Source organism: Microbulbifer mixtoriginis (SeqCode), assembly GCF_052466715.1.
In genome coordinates, this window is sequence record NZ_CP174288.1 from 1,830,128 (window position 1) to 1,850,866 (window position 20,739).

General features: G+C 49.1%; 17 protein-coding genes. 13 read left to right on the top strand and 4 right to left on the bottom strand.

Going from position 1 to position 20,739, the window contains the following annotated elements; translation table 11 throughout:
- Positions 1-5: 5 nt before the first annotated feature.
- The 3 genes from ACJJH9_RS08205 to murI form a co-directional block, all read right to left on the bottom strand.
- On the bottom strand, positions 6-3,464 hold the full coding sequence (locus tag ACJJH9_RS08205; protein ID WP_444924913.1) for a UvrD-helicase domain-containing protein: 3,459 nt from the start codon (positions 3,462-3,464) through the stop codon (positions 6-8).
- Positions 3,461-6,160 carry a PD-(D/E)XK nuclease family protein gene (locus tag ACJJH9_RS08210; RefSeq protein ID WP_444924914.1) on the bottom strand — a complete coding sequence of 900 codons (2,700 nt, stop codon included), beginning with the start codon at positions 6,158-6,160 and terminating at the stop codon, positions 3,461-3,463. The genes ACJJH9_RS08205 and ACJJH9_RS08210 overlap by 4 nt, the downstream gene beginning before the upstream one ends.
- A 102-nt stretch (positions 6,161-6,262) precedes the next feature.
- On the bottom strand, positions 6,263-7,303 hold the full coding sequence (gene murI, locus ACJJH9_RS08215) for a glutamate racemase (protein WP_444924915.1): 1,041 nt from the start codon (positions 7,301-7,303) through the stop codon (positions 6,263-6,265).
- A gap of 31 nt (positions 7,304-7,334) precedes the next feature.
- Between murI and ACJJH9_RS08220 the strand changes: the two genes are divergently transcribed.
- The 12 genes from ACJJH9_RS08220 to ACJJH9_RS08275 all read left to right on the top strand — a co-directional run bounded on the left by ACJJH9_RS08220 (position 7,335) and on the right by ACJJH9_RS08275 (position 17,187).
- On the top strand, positions 7,335-8,750 hold the full coding sequence (locus ACJJH9_RS08220; protein WP_444924916.1) for a DNA recombination protein RmuC: 1,416 nt from the start codon (positions 7,335-7,337) through the stop codon (positions 8,748-8,750).
- 6 nt (positions 8,751-8,756) lie between these two features.
- On the top strand, positions 8,757-9,686 hold the full coding sequence (locus ACJJH9_RS08225; protein WP_444924917.1) for an AEC family transporter: 930 nt from the start codon (positions 8,757-8,759) through the stop codon (positions 9,684-9,686).
- Positions 9,686-10,150, top strand: coding sequence for a DUF2489 domain-containing protein (locus ACJJH9_RS08230; RefSeq protein ID WP_252085672.1), 465 nt, complete (start codon positions 9,686-9,688; stop codon positions 10,148-10,150). The genes ACJJH9_RS08225 and ACJJH9_RS08230 overlap by 1 nt, the downstream gene beginning before the upstream one ends.
- Before the next feature lie 1,297 nt (positions 10,151-11,447).
- On the top strand, positions 11,448-11,927 hold the full coding sequence (locus ACJJH9_RS08235) for a DUF2059 domain-containing protein (protein WP_444924918.1): 480 nt from the start codon (positions 11,448-11,450) through the stop codon (positions 11,925-11,927).
- Between the two features lie 95 nt (positions 11,928-12,022).
- Complete coding sequence (locus ACJJH9_RS08240; protein ID WP_444924919.1) at positions 12,023-12,457, top strand: hypothetical protein; 435 nt, start codon at positions 12,023-12,025, stop codon at positions 12,455-12,457.
- Positions 12,458-12,759: 302 nt separating this feature from the next.
- Positions 12,760-13,182, top strand: coding sequence for a hypothetical protein (locus ACJJH9_RS08245; protein WP_444924920.1), 423 nt, complete (start codon positions 12,760-12,762; stop codon positions 13,180-13,182).
- A 90-nt stretch (positions 13,183-13,272) separates the two neighbouring features.
- A complete protein-coding gene (locus ACJJH9_RS08250) occupies positions 13,273-13,809 on the top strand; it encodes a hypothetical protein (RefSeq protein ID WP_444924921.1) in 537 nt (178 codons plus the stop codon).
- A gap of 184 nt (positions 13,810-13,993) precedes the next feature.
- Positions 13,994-14,647 carry a hypothetical protein gene (locus ACJJH9_RS08255; RefSeq protein WP_444924922.1) on the top strand — a complete coding sequence of 218 codons (654 nt, stop codon included), beginning with the start codon at positions 13,994-13,996 and terminating at the stop codon, positions 14,645-14,647.
- Positions 14,648-15,057: 410 nt separating this feature from the next.
- Positions 15,058-15,525, top strand: coding sequence for a Cys-tRNA(Pro) deacylase (ybaK, locus tag ACJJH9_RS08260; RefSeq protein WP_444904587.1), 468 nt, complete (start codon positions 15,058-15,060; stop codon positions 15,523-15,525).
- Between the two features lie 168 nt (positions 15,526-15,693).
- Positions 15,694-16,155, top strand: a complete 462-nt coding sequence (locus ACJJH9_RS08265; RefSeq protein ID WP_444904588.1) for a GNAT family N-acetyltransferase — start codon at positions 15,694-15,696, stop codon at positions 16,153-16,155.
- Between the two features lie 50 nt (positions 16,156-16,205).
- Complete coding sequence (locus ACJJH9_RS08270; protein ID WP_444924923.1) at positions 16,206-16,652, top strand: GNAT family N-acetyltransferase; 447 nt, start codon at positions 16,206-16,208, stop codon at positions 16,650-16,652.
- 94 nt (positions 16,653-16,746) lie between these two features.
- Entirely contained in the window at positions 16,747-17,187 is a 441-nt protein-coding gene (locus tag ACJJH9_RS08275) for a hypothetical protein (RefSeq protein ID WP_444924924.1), read from the top strand.
- Between the two features lie 178 nt (positions 17,188-17,365).
- Here ACJJH9_RS08275 and ACJJH9_RS08280 read toward each other — a convergent pair whose 3' ends face one another.
- Positions 17,366-17,998, bottom strand: a complete 633-nt coding sequence (locus ACJJH9_RS08280; RefSeq protein WP_444924925.1) for a YrbL family protein — start codon at positions 17,996-17,998, stop codon at positions 17,366-17,368.
- Between the two features lie 892 nt (positions 17,999-18,890).
- Between ACJJH9_RS08280 and ACJJH9_RS08285 the strand changes: the two genes are divergently transcribed.
- The gene (locus ACJJH9_RS08285; protein ID WP_444924926.1) at positions 18,891-20,660 is read left to right on the top strand and encodes a DUF885 domain-containing protein; all 1,770 of its coding nucleotides are present in this window, start codon (positions 18,891-18,893) and stop codon (positions 20,658-20,660) included.
- The last annotated feature ends 79 nt before the right edge of the window (positions 20,661-20,739 follow it).

The following is a 20,739-nucleotide window of genomic DNA, read 5'->3' on the forward strand; positions in this document are numbered from 1 at the left end:
GCCCCCTAATCCAACTCCACCAACCTCTGCATCAACGGAAAATACAGCGCACACCGAATATTCCGCTCCCCCCGCGCATAAAAGAGCTTGCGGTAATTCTCCAACTGATTCCGATACTGCTCCAGCTGAGCCGCAATATACTCTTCCTGGTTTTCTTCACCACTGGGCTCGGCCGTTTTGTAGTCGACAATCCAACGGGTGCCTTCGTCATCAATAAAAGTGCGGTCCACAATGGAGCGTCTTAACTGTCGGCCGCCGCTGTGGAGTTCCAGTTCGCAGGCGGATTCCCTTAGTGAGCCATCCAATAGCCAACGGCCGGTGGGGCAGTTGAGGCTGTTGCGTACGGCGATCTCCACTTTCTCGGCGGCACGGTCCAGGCTGGTGGCGGATAGCCCCAATTGTTTCAGGCGCAGTTGCCATAGGGGGCGTTGGGCTTCCAGTTTGCTGGGGGTCCAGTCGTTAATGTTGGTCTCGGCAATGGTGGCGAGGGTTTCGTGGGCTACGGTGCCGGCGTGTTTGAGCCAGCGCAGGGCTACCTGGCCCAGTTCGGGAATATTGTCTTCTTCCTCAGTTTTGGGTTGGTAGTCTGGCATGCGGTATTGGGCCAGCCATTCCTGCCGGGGCATGGCTTGGGGTTGCCATTGGTTGGGCAGGCGTGACAGGTAGTCGTGATCTCTGCTGGCTTCTTCCTGGTTTAGCAGGGCTTCTTCCGCTTCCAGCCAGTGGCACCAGTCGTTTTCCTGGTGGTGCAAAACACTGGGCCAGATGCCGGCGAGTAGGGCGGCGCTGCCGGGGGCTTTTAGGTGGCCCTTTTTTTCATCCCGGTTGATGCAGGCTAAAAGATGCAGTGAGCGGATAGCGCGGGTGCAGCCTACGTACAGCAGACGGGTGCCTTCCAGGCGTTCGCGTTCGCTGTTGTCGTGCTTCAGGTATTCAAAAACCGGGTCACGGCCGCCGCGCGCATTTTTGGGGGCGAGCAGGAAGCGGCTTTCGCCTTCCCGGTTGAGCCATTCGCTCCAGCGGAGTAATTGATCACTGCCGGGTTTGCCGCCTTGGTCCAGGCCTGGGATCAGTACGTGTTCGAACTCCAGCCCTTTGGATTTGTGAATGGTCATCACCTGCACTTTGGCATCCTGGGCGGGGCGGGCGTAGAGCTGTTCCAGGGCCAGGGTGAACTGTTGCCAGTCGGTAATGGCGCCGCCGGTATCGAAGGCTTCTAATAATTGCAGAAAATCCTGCACATTATTCAGGTCAGATTTTTGCGCAACGGTGGCGGGGCCGCCCAGTTCCAGCCAGAGGCCTTCAATCCAGGTGCGCAGGGGTTTGCGGCCGCGCTGTTGCCAGGCGTGTAGCAGTTTGGGAGCTACTTGGGCCAGGCGCGCGCGCCCTTCATCGCTGAGCAGGGCGATATCGTCTACTTCCTGCAAGGCCATTAATAGTGGGCGCGCGCTGGTATCGGTTACGGTGATATCCCCATTGCCCCAGTTGGCCAGGGTGTAAAGGTCCGGCAGTTGCAGTCCACACCAGGGGGCGCGGAGTACGGCCAGCCAGCTGATTCGGTCGCTGGGGTCGAGCAGGGCGCGGGTGAGGCTGAGTAAATCCAGCACCACCATTTTACTGGCGAGTGGCGCCAGCTCTGGGGCCTGGAAGGCGACATTGGCGGCGCTTAGGGCCGGCAGAATCTTTTGCAGGTGTTTTTTCTTGCGCACCAGAATGGCGATACGGCTCTCCGGATCTTGCGCTTGTAATTGCTGCACCAGTTCAACTGCTTGGGTGGCTTCGCGGTTGCGGTCTTCGTCATCAATGCAGCCGTAGAAATTCACCGAGGGCTCAGCCCATTTGCTGCCTTTAAACGCTTCGGATTGTAGATAGCGCACGGCGCCGCGACCGATATTGTCCGCTTGTGGAAAGGCCCTCTGGAAAGTCTCGTTGACCCAGTTCACCACCGCACTTTCGGAGCGGAAATTTACCTGGAGGTCGAGGGCTTCCAGGGGCACTTCACCGATACCGCGTTCGCGCGCATCCAGGAAAATACCCACGTTGGCATTGCGGAAGCCGTAACAGGATTGCATGCCGTCGCCGACAATAAATAGGGTGCGGCCGTCTCCCTGCTGCCAGCCGGCAGTGAGTTTTTCCAGCAGTTGTAGCTGGGTGTGGGAGGTGTCCTGGAATTCGTCCACCAGAATATGCTGGGTTTGCAGGTCCAGTTTCAGCGCCAGGTCTGTGGGGTTATCGCTATCGCCCAGGGCGATCAGTGCGGCTTGGGCCACTTCGGTATAGTCTGTGGCGCCCAGCTGTTGGAATACCAGTTTTAATTCTGCGACTAACTTGGGCAGTACCTGGGCGAGCCCTTGCAACAGTTGCCATTGACTCTGTTGCAGTCCGCTGGGGAGCTTGCCCACTTCCCGCAGTGCGGAGAGCAGCGGTTCGTTGCCGGCCAGTTCTGCCAACAGATCTTTCATGCGCTGTTTGTATTCTTCGGCGATGGGGCGCTCGGGATCTTTTTTATCCGGCAGGCCAAAGCCGAGTTTTTTATTGATGCCGCCGCCTTTGCGCAGATCACCGGTGGTGGTGAGGAGCAGACTGCCGAGGGCGAGCCAGGCGGGCAGACCGCTGCTGTCCGCGCTTGGGAAATCGTCCAGTTCGGCGAAGAGGCACAGGCTGTGGCTGGGGTTTTCCTTTTGTAAATTGCTGCCGGCATAACTGGCCAGCTCCAGCAGTTCCCCGGCGTAGCTGCCGAGGGCTGTGGTGAGGTCTTGCAGCTTTTTTGCTACCAATTCGTCGATGACAAAATGAAAATAATCCTGGGCGCCGTCAAAGTTGACGCTCAAAAGTGGGCCGAGCCATTGCTCGCGCTTGTCCAATAAAATACGCAGCAGCTTATTGAGTTGGCCCAGGTCGTTGTCCAGATGGAGCAGTAGCTGCTGTAGGTCTGCGTCTGGGGTTTCGCCATCGAGGTGTTTGAGCAGGTTCACTACGGCCAGTTCGAAGGCAATTTGGGTGCGCTCCAGGGGTTCGCCCGGTGCGCCCAGGCCGCTCTCGATCGGCAGTTGGCTGGCGAGGCTGCGGCAGAGGCCGTCGATGGTTTGAATACGCAGGCGCTGGGGTGTTTGCAGCAGTTCCCATTCCAGTTCGCGATCCCGCTCCAGCAGGGCGCGGGCCAAATCCCAGGTGATGGCATCGTGGGGGTTATCTGGCCGGGCTTGATCGCGGGCGCTGTGCAGGGCGCCGATCAGGCGCTCGCGCATTTCACCGGCGGCTTTGCGGGTGAAGGTAATCGCCAGCACTTCTTCCGGTTGCTGGCAGGCGGCGAGCAACTTTAATACGCGCTGGGTGAGCAGGCCGGTTTTACCGGAACCCGCCGGGGCAGACACGGCAAAGCTACGGCTGATATCCAGGGCTTGGCTGCGGGCGTCGGCATCGATGGGGCGGCGCAGGTCGGGAGTGGTCACGACTTCGTTCATTCGGTTATTTGCTCCCTTTCCGGCCAGCGGTTTAGGGGCCAGAGTTCACTGTTGTTATCGGTGGGGCGATCAAAGGCGAGGGTGGCTACACCACTGCGATATTCGGTGGCGAGGGATTCCAGGCTGTAGCGCCAGTGCTCCACCAGATTGCTCCAGGTGCCGTAGGGGGATTCCTTTTCCGTATCGCCCACGGCTTTAATGCCGGTAATGGGGTGCTCCAGGTCTCCGCAGCCATTCCATTTGCAGTCGCCGTTGCGCACCTGGCCGAAGGCGATGGCGTGGGCGTCCGGTTGGAATAGGGCGTAGAGCGGCAGCTGGGGTTCGCGGATACGCTGGGTCAACCAGTCGCGAATACTGGGAATACCGGTTTTGTAATCGATTACCAGTTGCTCGCCGCTGGCGAGTTGATCCAGTCGGTCCAGGCGCAGGTTAAAGTGCAGCCCGCCGATTTCCACGGCCTGTTCCCATTCGACTTTTTCTACGGAGAAGTTGGGCCTGTCCAGTTCGACAGACAGCCATTGTTGCAGCAGGCGCTCCAGGCGCTGCTTTTCCATGGCCCAAAATCCGATCGGCAGGTGATTGTATTTTTTGCGCACACTGCCAAGGGAGCGCTCCACCGCGCGTTCGATTTGCGCTTGGCGTTGCTCGTCGTCAATAGCTTTCAGTTGTGCGAGGGTGCCGCACTGTTGCCAGAATTCCGCCAGCACTTGGTGCACCACATTACCGCGCTCGGCAGGGCCGAGGCCGATATCCGGTTGGGTAAAACTGCTGGCGCCAAGGCGGAAACGCAATTGTGCATTTAACGGGGACAGGGCCTGGGCCTTGAGCACCGAGGCTCCACCGCGTACCCGTTCGCATTCGGCGGGTGTGAGTGGTGGTAGCTTTTTGTCTTCGACTTTTTCCAGTTGGCAGGCTTGCGCCAGTTGGCTGTAGTGATTGTGCAGGGCGCCTTCGGCAAAGTGCTGGGCTTGTTGCGGGCTTTCAAACAAGCTGCTCAGTCCCTGCTGCACACCGTCTTCTTCACAGGTGTAACTCACGACGATATCGCCGCTGGCATTCTGCAGGTCGGCGGTGAGTTCGCGGGCCAGTTCCAATTCCCGCTCGGCGCTGGCGCGGGGCATCTTCCAGTGTTTTTGCCATTGAATCGGCAACAGTGGATTGGGTGCCGGTGCCGGCGGCCACTGCTGCTGGCCGAAGCCGACCAGGCGCAGGTGATCGAAGGCGAGGCCGCCGGCTTCCAGTACCCCGAGAATTTGCAGGGGGCCATCGCGGGTTTCCGCTTGGAAGGGGGTGCGGCTGGCAATCTGACGCAGCAATTGCAGGGCCTGGGTGAGAGTAAGGTTGCCACCGCAGGCGCTGAGTGCGGCGAACTCTTCCAGGATGGACTCCCATTGCATCAGCTGCTGGTATTCCTGGCTGTCCGGGTTGCGGCTGCCGGGCCAATTTAATGCGCTAAGTGTTTCGGAAAAACGCGCGGCCCAAATTTCTGCGGGGGCTCGCTGCCAGCGCCGGGCGCGCTCGGCCATTTGTTCTAGCTGACGGGGCAGTTGCGGTGATTCCAAGTGGAGGACTTCTGCGGTGCGCTCGGCCCAGTAGCGCAGGGTTGCACCGTCGATACGGCGCAGCTCCAGTTTTTGTAAACGGCGGAACAGGGCACTGCGCAGCCAGGTTTCACTGTCGTCACCCCAGAAAGGGCTGAACAGGATATTTTGCAATTGAGGGTAATCCCATTCGTCTTGCAGTAGCGATAGCAATTGTAAGGCGGCGCTGCCGACCGGTGTCTGTGCCAGGGGCGTACCGGCGGAGAAGTTAAACGGCAGTGTGTAGCGCGGTTGCTGCGGGTCCAGGTATTGGGGTTCGAGCACGCGGGAAAATACCGCTTCCACCTGGGCGCGGCATTGGCCGAGATTGTTCACGACTATGCCGACGCTGTGGCCGGGATTTTCGGCGAGCTTTTGTCCGGCCCAAAGAGCTGCTTGGTAGAGTTCTTCATCCAAATCGGCGCAGGCGGCTACGGATAGTTCACTCTGCAGGGTAAGTCCTAGCCTTTCATTAACGGCTGTTGCACCTGCGTGAATCAGGGCATTGGCGAGGGGCGAAATCTGGGCAAAGCCGGCGGTATCAATTTGCGGCAGGGGCTCCAGAATGCCTTCCTGGAATGCGCGCAGGATCAATTGATCGCGCTGGTCTGGGGTGATGGCGCTGTGGGCCTGAAGCTCAGTGGCAAAGGCCTTGATCATGGCGCACAGCGGCAGTTCGTCGCTGCGCATAGAGAGTGCGAACTGTTCCAATAGGGGAGTTAGCGCTTCATCTATTTGCGAGAGGTCGGAAATCAGCTGCCATTGGAGTAGCTGCGCCAGGGCGCTATCGGCATCCCGGCACAACTGCTGGCTGTTGAGCAGTTGCCGGTCCAGGGATTCGTCCAGGGCGCGCTGCCAGAGTAATTGCCGTTGCTCGCGATTCAATACCTGCTGCAAGGCGGGCTGCCAGTTGCGCTGTTGCAGTTGGAACCAGAGCTTGTCCAGCCAACTGCGCAAGGACTCCACCGGCGGCGGCATCCAGCAGGCACCGGGCGACTGCTGCGCGGCAAACACCTGTTGGCAGCGGTTGCGCAGGCGGTTGTTGGGGGTGAGCAGCAGTCCGCCGGGGGGCAGCTGCGCAAATATTTCGAGAGCGGGAAATGCCGGCTTCAGCATGAATTCGGGTACCGGTTAGGGCTTGTTATTCGGGGAACGGTCGCGGTTTGTGACGGAGCTGTCAACTCTGTTGCGCGGTTCTCATCATTTAATGGCTTGTTATTAGGGGTTAGGTGCGAGGGGTTCGGCAACTGGGGCGAACTCGCGGAAGGCCCGTTCTATATTGCCGGTTAGGTCCACCGTGCTGGTGATCAGACGGCCAGTGTTTGGCGCATCCGGCAGCATCAGCTCGAGTTCTTCCAGCCACCAGCGCACTCGCCGGGCGATGGCTTCGCCGGAATCCAGCCATTGGATTGAGCGCGGGGCGAATTGGTCGAGTTCTTCCCGCAGCAGGGGGAAGTGGGTGCAGGCCAAAACGGCAATATCCACTTGGTCGCCGCCCGCGGTATGGAAGACGCGGTGTAATACCGGCTCCAAATCCTCTGCGGTTATGGCCTCGCCGCGCAGTTTGCTTTCCGCCAGATGCACCAACTCCGGTGCGGGCACATTAATTACCCGGTTGCCGTTGGCAAATTGCTCGATCAGCTCGCGGGTGTAGCGGCGATTGACGGTGCCTTCGGTGGCAATCAGGGCAATGGTGCGGGAATGGCTGGCGGCAGCGGCGGGTTTCACCGCGGGTACAACGCCCACTACCGGTTTCTTCAGGGATTCGCGCAGCTGGGGCAGGGCGAGGGTGCTGGCAGTATTGCAGCCCACCACTAAGATGTCGGCCTCGCAGTGTTCCATCATGGCTTGGGCCTGCTGGACGATCCGGGGGCGCAGCTCTTCTTCGCTTTTATTGCCGTAGGGATAAAAGCCGTTGTCCACACCCAGGTGCAAGGTCAGGCCCGGCATCAGGCGGCGGATTTCCCGCGCAATGCTGACGGCGCCCACACCGGAATCAAAGATCAGGGCGCTGGGGGCTGGGCTATCTGGGTGGGCGCTGTGTTTGTGCATGCGTTCTGGAGTACCAACATCGAAACCAATCCTCAAAGAATACCCTAAAACCCTTTGTAAGTTACTGCTGCGCCACGCATCCTCGGTAGGCTTCATTGGGGTTAAGAGTACTTTCCCTGGCCAAGCTGTTAGAATGGCCGCCTCGCCCACGGCTAGTAGTGGGTATGTCGATTGCGGGCGCTTGGTCTGAGCAGAAGCCTGCTTCACACTTCTATTCCGGGTCTGGGAGTACCTCTATATGCCAGCGTTCCCGCTTCAATTAAAAGCCGATCACGTGCTATTGGCGGCTGTCGCCTTGTTGATTTTGCTGGGGCTCGCTTTCTGGGTGGGCCGTTCTGCTGGGCGCAGACGAATCCTGCAAGCGCAAACAGCACAGCAGGAGGCGGTAGCAGCTCAGAGAGAAACCTTAGCGGCGCAGCAAGTCATACAGGCACGCCTGGATACCAGCCGTGAGCGGGAAACTCAGCTGGGTGAAGAGGTGGATACTTTGCGCGGTGAGCTGGCGGCTAAGTTACAACAGCTGACCCGCAGCCAGGTACTGGTAGAAAAAGGAGAGCAGGCCCTGGCGGAGCAGCGCAAGCTGATGGAGCAGATGCGCGTTGCTATGGGGGAGCAGTTCGAGAATCTGGCCAACCGGATTTTCGAGGAGAAGCAGCAGAGCTTCGTGCGCCGCAGTGAAGATAGCCTGCGCAAAAGCCTCGATCCACTGGAGCGCCAGCTGGGGGATTTCCGTAAGCGGGTTGAGCATGTCTACGATCGCGAAAATGCCGAGCGCAACAGCCTGTTGGGGCAGATCAAGGCGCTGCGCGAGCAAACCCAGCGCATCAGCGATGAGGCCCTGAACCTGACTTCTGCCCTGAAGGGAGATCGCAAGATCCAGGGTAACTGGGGGGAAGTGGTGCTGGAGCGTTTGTTGGAGGAATCCGGCTTGCAGAAGGGGCGCGAATATGAAACGCAAGTAACCCTCACCAGCGATGGCCGCAGGCGCCAGCCGGATGTGATTGTGCGCCTGCCGGAAAACAAAGACCTGATTATCGATTCCAAGGTCTCCCTGGTGGACTACGAGCGCTATAGCTCGGCGGAAACCGATGAGGAGCGCACCCAAGCCCTGAAACAGCATGTGAATTCCCTGCGCGCCCATATCACCGGCCTTAACAAGAAAGCCTACGAGCAGCTGGAGGGTGTGCGCACCCTGGATTTCGTTTTTATTTTCGTGCCTATTGAGGCTGCGTATATGTTGGCGATGCAGGCGGACCCGGACTTGTTCCGTTTCGCTTATGAGAAGCAAATTGTCCTGGTGAGCCCCACTAGTCTGATGGCGACCCTGCGCACCGTCGAGAATATCTGGCGCTACGAGAAACAAAACAAGAACGCGGAAAAAATCGCCGACGAAGCCGGCAAGCTGCACGACCAGTTTGCTATGGTGCTGGAGTCACTGGACGCTTTGGGTGATCGCCTGCGCCAGGCCGATGACGCTTATCAACAGACTTACAAGCGACTGGCGACAGGCCGCGGTAATGCGGTGAAACGTATTGATAGTCTGCGTAAGTTGGGTGCCAAGACCCGCAAACAAATTTCTGCAGACTTGCGCGATAAAGCCGAAGAGTCAGCGCTCAAACCACTTCCCCAGGCTGAACTGGCACTGGACGAATAAATAACGATGGAAAATCTGGCTTTTGCTCTGCTGGTTACTGGCCCGATCTTTTTAATGATCGTCGGTGGTTATCTGCTCACACGGCAGGGCATGCTGCATCAGCCATTTATTAATGATGCTACTGCATTGGTTTTCAATGTAATGCTGCCGGCGCTGCTATTTAACAGTATTTATAGTTCCACCGTGCAACCATCCAAAGAAATCCCCTTGATCACCGCAGCAGTTTTGGGGACTTTCGCTATATTGCCGTTCTCCTGGTTACTGGCCAGACCAATAGCAGTGAAAGATAGAAGCGCGTTTATCCAAGGCGCCTTCCGCGGCAACGTAGCTATTGTCGGCCTCGCCTGGGTGGAAAAAGCCTTTGGCACTGTTGGGGTTTCTCACTCGGCCGTGCTGGTGGCAGCACTTACCATCCAATTCAATGTATTCGCGGTGATCCTGTTCGTTTTTTACGATAAGGACAAAAAGTTTGGCCTGGGTATGTTACTGGCTGAGCTGGGTAAGAATCCGCTCATCATCGCTGTAATTCTGGCCATTCTTTTTAGAGTGGTGAGTATTCAGTTGCCAGAAGTGGTGCTCGATACGATTCAAATTCTGGCCTCTGCCAGTCTGCCTATGGGGCTAATTTGTATAGGCGCCAGCATGAAGTTTGGCCAGCTGTTGCGCAGTTCCCCAACGGCCTTAATGTCTTCATTTCTGAAACTAGTGGCTGTGCCGGCGCTCACAGTAGCTATTGGTTGGGGTATGGGGCTGAGCCCACAGTATCTCGGCTACCTGCTGCTGATTACCGGCTCACCCTGTGCGATATCGGCATTTGTTATGGCCCACTCCATGGGTGGTAACAGCCAGCTGGCGGCCAATATTGTTGGTCTCAGCACTTTGCTTTCTGTTGTATCTGCCAGCATTGGGCTGGCTTTGCTTAAGGTGTATATCTAATGACGGAATTTCCCATCTGGTTGCTGGTTATTGCGGCTTTAATTATCTTCACCCTCGCCGTTATTGCCGGCTACTATCTGCGCAAGCTCTCCGCAGCGCAAAAAAAACAGGCCGAACAACTAGCTGAATTGGAGCAGGCCGCACAAGAGCAGCGCCAAAGAGTGAACGATAGCATTCAGATTATTGCGCGTTCACTACTGGATGATGGAGTAGGGCTTACTGAAGCTTCCATTCGTATCCGCGTACTTCTGGATGCGCTTCAGGTGGAAGATAGTGTGCGAGAAGAGTTTGTCGCTTTCTACACCATTGCAGAAAAAACCAGCCATATTCCAATTCTAAAAGAATGGAAAGCACTCCCGCGCAAAGAACAATTCCAGTATGAGTTGGAGATGGCGCAGGTGGAAGCGGACTATAAAGATTTCGCCCTAGATGCAGCTAAGCGTATTTTGGGTCGTACTTTTTGAACTCAAAAACTGACAAGTGAAAAAGTACTCAGCGAGCAGAAATCTGCTCGTTGAGATTAGGTGAAGCCTTTCCTCTAAAGCCAGTCTAAATCGCCACTTGAATTAATTTTTTATTAAATCTCATATTTGTGAAAATATATCCCAGTTAACTCACCTGCTATCAATTGTAAACGCCAGCGTAGATATGTTTATAAGTTGACATCTAGCCTGCTTTTTAGCCTAATCCCGCTCAAGGTATCTAAAGCCAAAACCAGCCTCGTCTGTTTGCAGTACTTGGAAGTGGGCTAACTCATTGATTTTTAATGAAATTAGCAGTTTTATCTAAAGTAAAGAAAGCGAATATGTAAAGAGCCGGTGTTATCTGTCTGCCAGGTGACTCTATCGTCGATAGCTTTCATTTGCTGAAGATCTTATTTCTGCTTTTTAAGCAGGTTAGAGATGTAGAGAAGGGTGTTATAAGGCCGCCTGCATAGAGTTAATTGCTAGCTGATATAAAGCGTATGGAAGTATTAATAGTCCTCTTTTTCTCCATTATTTTTCGAAAAGCAAATGGGAAGCATATATTTCTACCTAGTATGAAAGGTGCAACTTATGTGGATAATTGGGTTTCAGGTTGCTCATTAAGTACCTTTCGAGTGCTTGGCGGGGCTAGTAATTGCTTGTGGATTAAAATCACAGAGAGAGATATATAAATTGGCCCTCACTTTCCATTTTCGCTATTTTTCTTGCCGGAGATTTGGGGGTGTGAGTGCCAGTTGAAGAAAATAGATCTTGTAAAAGTTGAGAAGTGTTCCGTGGGAGTTTTGCTCTTATATGAAAAAAATGGTCAGAGAAAAGAGCTCAGACTATATCCTTCGGACCCAAAGAGATTCATTCGGACGGTTAATGACTAACAAGCCAAAGTAGAGCGCTGGATTTTCTATTGCACCCTTGACCTCACTGGGAGATCGCATTCGCTGGGTGCTACGTCATTGGTGGTTGGTTATAAATAGTACAAAAAGGGAAAGATAATATTCTAGAAGGAATTGCAGGGGGTTCCTGCAAAAATATTTTTCCGGTATTTAAAATTGTGGCTGGATATATTCAGGAGTTTGAAGATGTGCCCTTCGGTCAAAGAAATAATGTTAGTCAAATATGTGAATATTTTATGGGTGGCTTCTTAAGGCCCGAAGGCTCACTGTTTGAACTGGCGAGGTTTGTTAAGGTTGTGCCAGATAAGTATGAGGTATTAATTCAGTATCTTAACAGTTTAACTGATTGATGTGTTTAATTTTCAAGGTGAAGTATAGAGGTTAAAGTGAAAAGTATATTATTTTTGGTTGCGTTTATTTCTATGGGGGTGTCTGCTCAGCAGCCTAAGGTTGATTTGGCTATGGAGTTGATGGCGATTATGGATTTTGATTCTCAAACGGATGTTATAGTTCAGAATCTAAGTGCTATGCAAATTCGTCAATTGGAGCAGTTCGATATTCCTGAAAAAGCCAAGCCATTAATAAGGGAGTACATGGAAGAAATCAATAATCTACTCTTCTCTACTTTTCAGTCCAAGGAAGTAAAGAGGCAGTATGCAGATTTGTACGCAAGTGTATTCTCGGAAGAAGAGCTGAAAAGTATACTGGCATTCTATAAAAGTGATCATGGAAAGGCTTTCTCGAAAAATTTTCCAGAAATTGTGGCGGGCATAACAAAGATATCAGAGGGGCAGGTTCAATCTGTACTTCCGCAATTAGCTGCGATAGATCAAGAGTTTAAAGAAAAGCTAGAGGGGCTTGAGTAGAATTGAGGGGTGCTTGGGGGCTAAATTAATTTCCATTATTTTATTGTGATGCGCTCCTGCCATGTGTAAAAGCTGAGATAAAAGACGTGTTAACCATGAAGAAAGTTGAAGATTACACCATTCAAGAGTTGCAAGAAGCTATTGATGGAATAGATCAGGAAAAGTACCGAGAAAAATATAGTGAGCTTCAGTCTGAACTATCCAAGAAGATGATGGAGATTCAAGAGCTAAATGCTCAGATTGTGAAGTTGTCTGGATCCACCCCTTTGCAGGGGGCGATGGATGAAAGTCAAAACACATTTACTTTCAAACGTTGCTTTTTAGCATGCTGTTGCAGTATTGGGCTGTTATGGTTGCTTCTTGGCATTCTAGGATTTTTTGGTTTTGGAACAATCATCGCAAATGGTGAGCAAGTACACGGTATTAGTGCATTGGTTTCCGCAGTGTTTGGTGGTGGTATTAGCTGCCTAATCTTTGGTTTTATGGTTTGGCTGGGTGAGAAGGCCCTTCGGATTTTCGAAGGCGCATAAAGTAATTCGCAAGTGAGACGATTTGTCATTAAGTTCGAATAATAAAGATCGAAATGGAAATGAAAAATACATTTTACCTGGCTGCCATTTATGTGGTGGAAGACGCTGATAAACTATATTGAGTTCAGTTTCCCTTATTTAAGTGGCTATCTTGATTGACCTTCACTGAGTTGGAAGTTCTGGGTAAGTTATCCAATATCGGAATATCAATATTTGTTGTTGATATTATCTGGTGCACAGGCCTACCGGGGTCGGGCAGTCAAGTTCTGGTTAACGTTTATAGTTGATTTAGGTGAAAAGTAGTGAAAATAGAAGCAAGACAAATGTTTCAGTCAAATGGGTTGATTGATGATCTTGTCCTATATGCGAATTCAGAGGATTACTTACGGCTCGCTGATATTGTTGGAATAGCTATTAGTTCAAATAAGCCAATGTTCATGATGTCTGAGTCAGAAATATCAATCGAGATTATTTTTGATGAAACAAAAGAGGAGCTTTTTACGGCTCTTCAGAACAAAGCTAATGACTACTTCTCAATGGATGATTGGAATGGCCGGAACATTTTAAGAGTATACGGAAGTGGTGATATCCTTGCTAACTTTCAGCAGTTTCTGGTCAAACTATCTGGGCGAGGTCCCGGGTACAGTTATATCAGTGAATACTCAGAAGACTATAGTTACTCGCGCTATTCACCTGAGTGGAGGCTTCATGTTGAATCCTGCTGATAAGTTAATAAATATCGTCACCCGATAGCCGCACTCTATGTTGTTAGTTCTTAGCTGTGGGCGCCTGAGCTCTTAAGTACAAATTAGATTATGAATGATATTTTACTTGGGGTGATTTTATTTGGTCTTCTTGTCCTAGGTCTGTTTGGGGTCATTTTTTTGATTCCGCTTTGGTTAAAGGCGTCAACTGAGTCAGAGCGAGATCCCAATCATCTTTACAGTATTTTTTGGGAGGAGGCTGGCTTTAAGGGAGAAAAAATTTCATCCGCTTCAGGGTGTCTTTTCCCCTTCATTGTTTTGGCTAATCCTAATTTCGATATTGAGGGGTTGATTTTATGTATTGTTGTTTCGGTAGTTTGCGGGCTATATCACTCTTCTGTTTATAGAGGTTATGCGATAATTACCGGAAAAATGAAAGTGGCTGGTGCGGCAGCTTTATGTATGCTTACTGCCGTTAGCTTTATGGTAAGGTATCAAGAGTTATCAGGATTTTATATTATCTTCTGTGTCGCTTCAATTGGTGCTACTTGGGGTAGTTATGCTGTCTACAGACGCGCTTACCTAATTCGATTAGAAAGGGTGGTATGGAGAGTAAAAAACCAGACTAAGCCGCCTCTTGTAAGCTGAGCCCCATATGAATTCTACTAATAGGCGAAGTGGTGCAACCTATATCTGGCTAAGAGGCCGCAGGAGTACAATATAGACGGCTAAAGCGACTGTCATTACATCTCTATTAGGCTGGGTGGTTATCATTTATGATACAGAGGTCTATAAATGGTGATGTTTCACGTTTCATAAGGGGCTGCCCTATATGAGCATAAAACCGTCAAAGATTTTACTGATAAATATATTGATTACTGGCGCATTTTATGTGGCCGGTTTTGTCGCATTAGGCAGCTCGTATCCAACTATCGATTCTAGTGGTGAGCAAATAGTCCATTGGTTTTTAAATAATGGATTGAATGCTCGATTTTATGCTTGGACAGCCGCTTTCTTTTCGCTTGGCCTCGCTATCTTTGGTGGGCAGGTTTCAGCTTTGTTACCAAAGCCGAGTAGGTATATCTTTCTGGCAGGTGTACTAGGGTTTGCTATCACTGCCCAGGTGCAGGCTTGGCTATGGGCAGGATTGGCACTGCATCCTGAAGGATTAGAGCCTGCAGTTGCTCGCACACTCTTTGACATATCTTCTTATTGGGGACCTTTGGTGAATGGGTCAACAACTGCGATGGCGGTAGCTTTCCTTGTTGTAGGGTTTGATAAATATGTTGAGATCCCGCGTTGGCTTACATGGCTCAGTATCATTTTCTTTGTAGAGCAGGCAATTGAGACGATTACTGTATTCGGTCACAAAGGCTTTATAGCCCCGGGGGGAACTATGAATGTCTATTTAGGGGGTCTTATAGGGTTTCTATGGATTGCAGGGGTTGTACGTTGGGCGATACCACGCATCAATCAGTCCTCTTAATATAAAATTAGTAATCGCAGTTTTATTTCGCTTATGTGCTGCACTAGGAATACCTGATGCGAATTTTCAGCATTGGGCTGTATAAAATTTTAGGTAATGTAAGGGCTGAATCTAAAAGATTAGGAAAGAAACTTAGCGGGGGGTTCCTTTGGTATCTATGAAAACCTTCTCAGCCGTAAAAATTCTACTCTAAACTCATCGGTCAGGGTTCTATAGATTTCTTCATATTTACATTATCAGATTTCGATTGCTACATTCGTTTGAGAGCTGCAATCTGTTATGGTGGCTAATTGATAAGGTATGGCAAGGCATAAATACTAATAGGTTGTAGCAGACCTTTGGTTTTCAATGAGATAGTAATGCTACTTGCCTGTCGCCCCAGTTACGGATATTAGAGGCTCAGGAGTAAAATGACACCAGCGATTTCTATGGCCAAGAAGGCTAAAATCTCTCATAAAGTACATGAATACACGCATGATTCATCGAGTGAATCATACGGATTGGAGGCTGCTGAAAAATTAGGGGTGCACGAGTCTAGGGTCTTCAAAACACTAGTTGTTAGCCTGGAAAACAAAGAGCTGGCCGTTGGGATAATTCCTGTTTCATCAATGCTCAGTATGAAGCTCTTAGCAAAATCTGCTGGCGCTAAGAAAGCCACAATGGCTCCAAAATCAGATGTAGAAAGATCAACTGGTTATGTGTTAGGAGGTGTTAGCCCTTTAGGTCAAAAAAGGCGACTTAAAACCATCATTGATTCTTCGGCTAGAAATAACGCTACGATTTATATTAGTGCGGGCCGCAGGGGGCTTGAAATAGAGCTGGCTCCTGATGACTTAGCAAGTCTTGTCAGCGGAGTTTTTTCTGAAATATGTCAGTAATTACATATCTAATTGTATTGAGTGATTAAACTAGTAGGGGAGTGATTATGATCAAAGTACAAACTTTCAAGGGCTAAACTTAGCAATTCCATACGTTTCAAACTACACAAGGGGTGTGCTGGTAATGGGGATTGATACACCATTGCGAACAATAAAGCTGAAAATACTATGAAAGCTATCGAATATCTAAAATTTAGCGAGGTAAATCCGCACAAATTTCTGCCTATATTAAATGGCCATAAGACAAGAAAGCATCTGATTGAGCATGAGATATTTACACTTAAAACAGTAACAGAATGGATGCATTCAAAAATAGAGGTAGATAAAGAGGCTGGTTGTAGAGTTAGAGCCATTATTGTTGATGATGAATTAGCTGGTTGGTGTGGGATTCAACAAGAATGTGGAAAGTATGAGATCGCGATTGTCATTGATGACCAGTTTTGGGGGGTAGGCAGAATAGTGTTTCAAGATCTAATGAGGTGGGCGCGGGAGCTTAATCATGATGAGGTATTAGTCAACTTCCATCACACTCGTCCTATTTATAAGTTCTTGGAGAAAATCGCTGAGGATATTCATGAGTCTGAAATATATGGCAGTAAATTTACAACGTATAAAATCAAGTTGAAATAACATTGTTCAAAAATCAATGTTGATAGACACTAGAAAACTTAGTATTCAGGATGATTCGAACGTTCATTGCTACAGACTTTCCAAGAATCTTGGAGATCTATACTCTCTCTAAGTTAGATGAGCTTAGATTTGAAGCTGTGGAATTTGAGTTTCTACCGTTGGAAAAAGATGCGAAGAGGCTGTCAGCGCTAAGGGAGTCAGATATTTATGTCTACGAAGATGAAACAATTCTTGGCTATGGCGCAATGTTCCAGCAAGAAATTCGAGCTCTGTTTGTATGCCCGAGTGCCAGAGGGGAAGGGGTAGGGAAGTTGATGCTTGAGTTTCTGCTAGCAAAGGTCAGTGGCCAAGCTAAGTTGTTCGTTGCAAAATCTAATTGGCCTGCAATCAAGTTTTATCAAAAGTTTGGATTTGAAACAACCAAAGAGTTCATTGCTGAATACAATGGTACGCCGGTGCAGGCTATCGAAATGGTTTGTTCAAATAAGAAGTGTTAGCATCTTGATGCTTAATACTCCGACCCTACAGGGCTCCCAGAGGTTGCCCTAGCTTTACCTAGGCGATGGGCTAGCTCTTTCTAAGGAATCAAATATGACTGGTAGATTTAATTATTTGGGATTGGCGGGAATACTTACTCTGATTGTTGCAGGGTTGCATGCTGGTTGTATTCTGTTTGGTGCGGAATGGTATCGATTTTTAGGTGCCGGAGAGGCAATGGCTCAAATGGCTGAAGCTGGAGATTCTTATCCTACAATAGTTACAGGGATTATTGTGAGTGTTTTGCTAGTTTGGTCTGCGTATGCTTTTTCCGGGGCTGGCCATATACTCAGACTCCCATTATTACGCACAGGGCTTATACTTATATCTCTAGTGTTGCTTGTGAGGGCGCTCGGTTTTTACTTTATAATGCCGGCTTTTCCAGATAACTCATTAACCTTTTGGCTTGTTAGTTCAGCATTGTGCTTTACTTTAGGTGTAACCTACTTGCTAGGCTTGCATCAGTCATGGGTGCGTTTATCTAGCGAGGCCTAACCAAGCTGTTAAGAATTGTCACTAAAAATACAACAGTAAGAACCTAAAGCATCGCTTAATTTGCATGATCTTTTTGCTCAAAATAGAAGTAGTTTCTAAAAGCTTTACATTAATATCTGATGTAGCCAATATAACTTTGCTATCTCAAAGAAGAGGGTAAATGGAGTTGGGTGTATGTCTAAAAGAGCAACTCATACCCTGATTTTTTAAGTTCTTTGTTAACGAGTCTACGTAATTTGGCTGTGCACCTACGGTTAGCCCTCTGGTTATATAAGCGGGATATCGTTCGTAGAGAAGGGAGTCTGCGGCTACCAATGCCGTCGATAACCACAAAATGGCTATTAATCTCATCCCATACAATATTAACCGTACGTAAGTCACGAACGACAATAAAGGTCTGCTCTAACCATTTTAGTAGGTCAATAAGGCTGTCGATATGCTTCTGGTTGAACTCCTGACTGGTGATCAATTTATGAAGAGTATCAGCTAACTCTCCAGTATGTTTTTTAACGGCTCTTACAGTAATCCCCAGCCCTAAGTTAGTATCCACAAATCCTTTAAATTCTTGTACAAAGTGCGTATCTTTCACCTTACCTTCGCGCAAATAGATGTGCTCGGAAACCTCCTTTATGTATGGCCAATAGTAAGTAAGTCGGCGTAGCCGAGTGGAGATGGAAAACTTGTAGTCCATTGTTCTTCTAAACTGATCACTGATTACTTTAATAAGGAGATCATCTGATTCCGGGTGAGGAAATACTAGCTTCTCATTTCCCTTTGCGATGGCTTGGTCTAGCCTTAACTGCATATCCATAGTGCTTGCTCAAGAAAACTAGTCTTTTTTATTTTGTATTCCACTTTGAGGCTTGGTAGCCGATCAAAGGGAATGACTACTTAATTATAGTTAATATTTACTTTTTCTCTTGCGAAATGTTAGTTGAGAGAAAATGGGTTTAACTGCTGTGCTGATACTGGCTGTAAACTCTAGTGGACTTTATTTGTATAGGTACGGTGGTTTAGAAATTGGTAGTTAGGGAGTGAGTAGATGTATTTTTCTGAAGACTAAGAGAGTCTCTGAATAATTTCGTGATACCTCTGGCCTTTAAATCAAGACGTGGCTTTGCAGGGGTGTCTAAACCTTTCAAACAGTCGCAATGCTGAGTATGAATGGCTCTGCAAGCACCGTAAGGGCTGGCCATGAAGGCCACTGATGCTGCGTGCACGAGAAATAATCGAAAAATCTGAGTTGAGAAAGTAATAGAGTATGATAAGCCGCTCGTATGAGGGAATATGTTTTTATAAATTGAATAAAGCTGCCGTTAATGGCTATGTGGGCATACCTATTGTCGGTGAAGAATAGCAGTATTTTCTTTAGGTTTAATGAAATCAGATAATGCTCGATGTTTTTTTAAAGATTAACTTATTCTCTTAATTATCCACTACGATGATTTTCTATCTTAAATTTGCAAGCACGTGAAACAGTCTAACCGAAGCCTAATGACTATTTCTCTCCACTATTGACTCTATCAATCAAAAGAGTCATATATTTTATCTTTGGGGTTTATCTATCAATACCCTCGCTTCGCCGATACTTCGCATTTGGGGTGTTGAAACTCATTTTATTTCAGTGCTTACTATAAAACAGAAAATTGAAGTTTTCTTTTTAGAAGCCTTTTTAGTTAATTTTATGTTGCGGTCTTATAAGAATGATTAATGTAAAGAGAGCGGGTTTAGGTGCATTGGTAGTTTCATCGGTTCTTATGGGGTGCTCTGTTGCCGATAATAAGACTGGTGTGACTGATAAGAAAGCCGTTGACGATTCGGTGTTACTCTATAGCTTAGCGGATCAGTATGCCGAAGTATATTTAGAAAATTTCCAACCATATGCTTACTTCTCAGATATGGAGCTGGACAGGCACAACCTTTTCTTAAGTAACTCCCCCGCGAACTCTGCCTCTCTAGCGGCCTCTGAGGACAAAATTCTCAGTAAATTGGCTGAAATAGATCTGAATGGGCTAAAAAGTGATCAAGAGAAAGTGTTCTACTTCAAGCTGAAAGAGCGATTGGAGTCGAATGTTGGTTTAAGGGTCTGTAAGACTGAACTCTGGTCTGTTGATCATATGTTCGGTCCCCATATTATACTTGGCTTTTTGACGGAGGTTCAGCCGGTTGAAACTGCCCAAGACAGGGCTGATGCGATTGAGCGTTGGCTTGACGCTGCTCGTTACTATGAGCAAGAAATAGCCAATCTCCGCCGTGGGTTGGAGCAAGGCTACTCCGCACCTCAGAGTGTGGTTAAGCGAGTCATTCAGCAAGTTGATGGTTTGACCCAAGTACCCATTGATGAGCATCCTTTCCTGGGGTTAGCGAAGAAAGCTAAGGACCCGGAATTTGAGGCAGCATTTAAACAGGTGCTTTCAGATCACGTTATCCCCTCAATGGTGAATTATAAGAATTTTCTAGAATCCACCTATTTACCTGAAGCCAGAGCCGAGCTTGGCATCCATGCGATTCCTAATGGCCGTGAATGCTATATGGCTCAGTATCGTTCTTATACGACATTGCAGAGAACACCAGAAGAAGTTTTTGAGTTGGGTTTAAGTGCTGTCAACGCAAACAAGAGCGAAGTGGTTCGCTTAGGCAAGGCGTTCTATCAAGTAGATTCCTATTCTGAGGCAGTGGCAAGTGCCAGTGAGGATAAAACTCAGAAATTTAACAGCGTTGATGAAATGCATCAGTTTTTTGAGCGCTTGGTCGATAAGTCTAGAGATTTAACCGTAGACTTTTTCCATGAAATGCCTTTGATCGAAATGGAAGTGAAGGCCATCCCTGAACATGAGCAGGGTTCTGGTCGCAGTGCACACTATATTCCGGGCACTAAGGAGCGAAAGGCAAGATTTGGATATGATCCGACAACCTACCAGGATGAGTCATACGCTTCTGCCGAGAAGGTAACTATCCATGAAGGATACCCGGGCCATCATATGCAAATTGCTCTCGTACAGGAGCAGGAAAAGTTTCATAAAATAGAAGATGCATTGTCTAACTCTGCTTTTGCTGAAGGTTGGGGCAGGTACTCTGAACATCTAGCGGAAGAAGCGGGGATGTATCAGTACGGGTCCACCAAAATCCTTAGGCGTGCTTGGCCAGCGCGAGGTATGGTAGCGGATACCGCAATGCATGTACTCGGTTGGAGTGATGAAAAAGTTGCGGAGTTTTTGCAGGATTCTGGCGCTTCATTTGCGAAAGGCCCGAGGACTCTAATGGACCGAATGGCAGTAATGCCGGCCCAGCTTACCTCTTATGATTCTGGTGCCCTCGAGATTTTCGCCTTGCGAGAACTGATGCAGAATGAACTGGGTGAGGACTTCGATATTAAGGACTTCCATGAGATTATTCTGAGAAATGGCAATGTCCCTATGGCCGTACTGAGTGAGCAGGTAAGGGACTTTATCGAAGAAAAGAAGAAAGGTTAATTTAGGATCTTTACTAACTCAGTCCCACACCCATGCGGGACTGAGTTATAAATAGGCTTAGCAAGGCTTTTATCCTGCT

What these genes read in the sequence shown, in the direction of transcription:
- ACJJH9_RS08205 (WP_444924913.1), bottom strand. Translation starts at nt 3,464, where the DNA reads ATGAACGAAGTCGTGACCACTCCCGACCTGCGCCGCCCCATCGATGCC.
- ACJJH9_RS08210 (WP_444924914.1), bottom strand. Translation starts at nt 6,160, where the DNA reads ATGCTGAAGCCGGCATTTCCCGCTCTCGAAATATTTGCGCAGCTGCCC.
- ACJJH9_RS08220 (WP_444924916.1), top strand. Translation starts at nt 7,335, where the DNA reads ATGCCAGCGTTCCCGCTTCAATTAAAAGCCGATCACGTGCTATTGGCG.
- ACJJH9_RS08225 (WP_444924917.1), top strand. Translation starts at nt 8,757, where the DNA reads ATGGAAAATCTGGCTTTTGCTCTGCTGGTTACTGGCCCGATCTTTTTA.
- ACJJH9_RS08230 (WP_252085672.1), top strand. Translation starts at nt 9,686, where the DNA reads ATGACGGAATTTCCCATCTGGTTGCTGGTTATTGCGGCTTTAATTATC.
- ACJJH9_RS08240 (WP_444924919.1), top strand. Translation starts at nt 12,023, where the DNA reads ATGAAGAAAGTTGAAGATTACACCATTCAAGAGTTGCAAGAAGCTATT.
- ACJJH9_RS08250 (WP_444924921.1), top strand. Translation starts at nt 13,273, where the DNA reads ATGAATGATATTTTACTTGGGGTGATTTTATTTGGTCTTCTTGTCCTA.
- ACJJH9_RS08255 (WP_444924922.1), top strand. Translation starts at nt 13,994, where the DNA reads ATGAGCATAAAACCGTCAAAGATTTTACTGATAAATATATTGATTACT.
- ybaK (WP_444904587.1), top strand. Translation starts at nt 15,058, where the DNA reads ATGACACCAGCGATTTCTATGGCCAAGAAGGCTAAAATCTCTCATAAA.
- ACJJH9_RS08265 (WP_444904588.1), top strand. Translation starts at nt 15,694, where the DNA reads ATGAAAGCTATCGAATATCTAAAATTTAGCGAGGTAAATCCGCACAAA.
- ACJJH9_RS08270 (WP_444924923.1), top strand. Translation starts at nt 16,206, where the DNA reads ATGATTCGAACGTTCATTGCTACAGACTTTCCAAGAATCTTGGAGATC.
- ACJJH9_RS08275 (WP_444924924.1), top strand. Translation starts at nt 16,747, where the DNA reads ATGACTGGTAGATTTAATTATTTGGGATTGGCGGGAATACTTACTCTG.
- ACJJH9_RS08280 (WP_444924925.1), bottom strand. Translation starts at nt 17,998, where the DNA reads ATGGATATGCAGTTAAGGCTAGACCAAGCCATCGCAAAGGGAAATGAG.
- ACJJH9_RS08285 (WP_444924926.1), top strand. Translation starts at nt 18,891, where the DNA reads ATGATTAATGTAAAGAGAGCGGGTTTAGGTGCATTGGTAGTTTCATCG.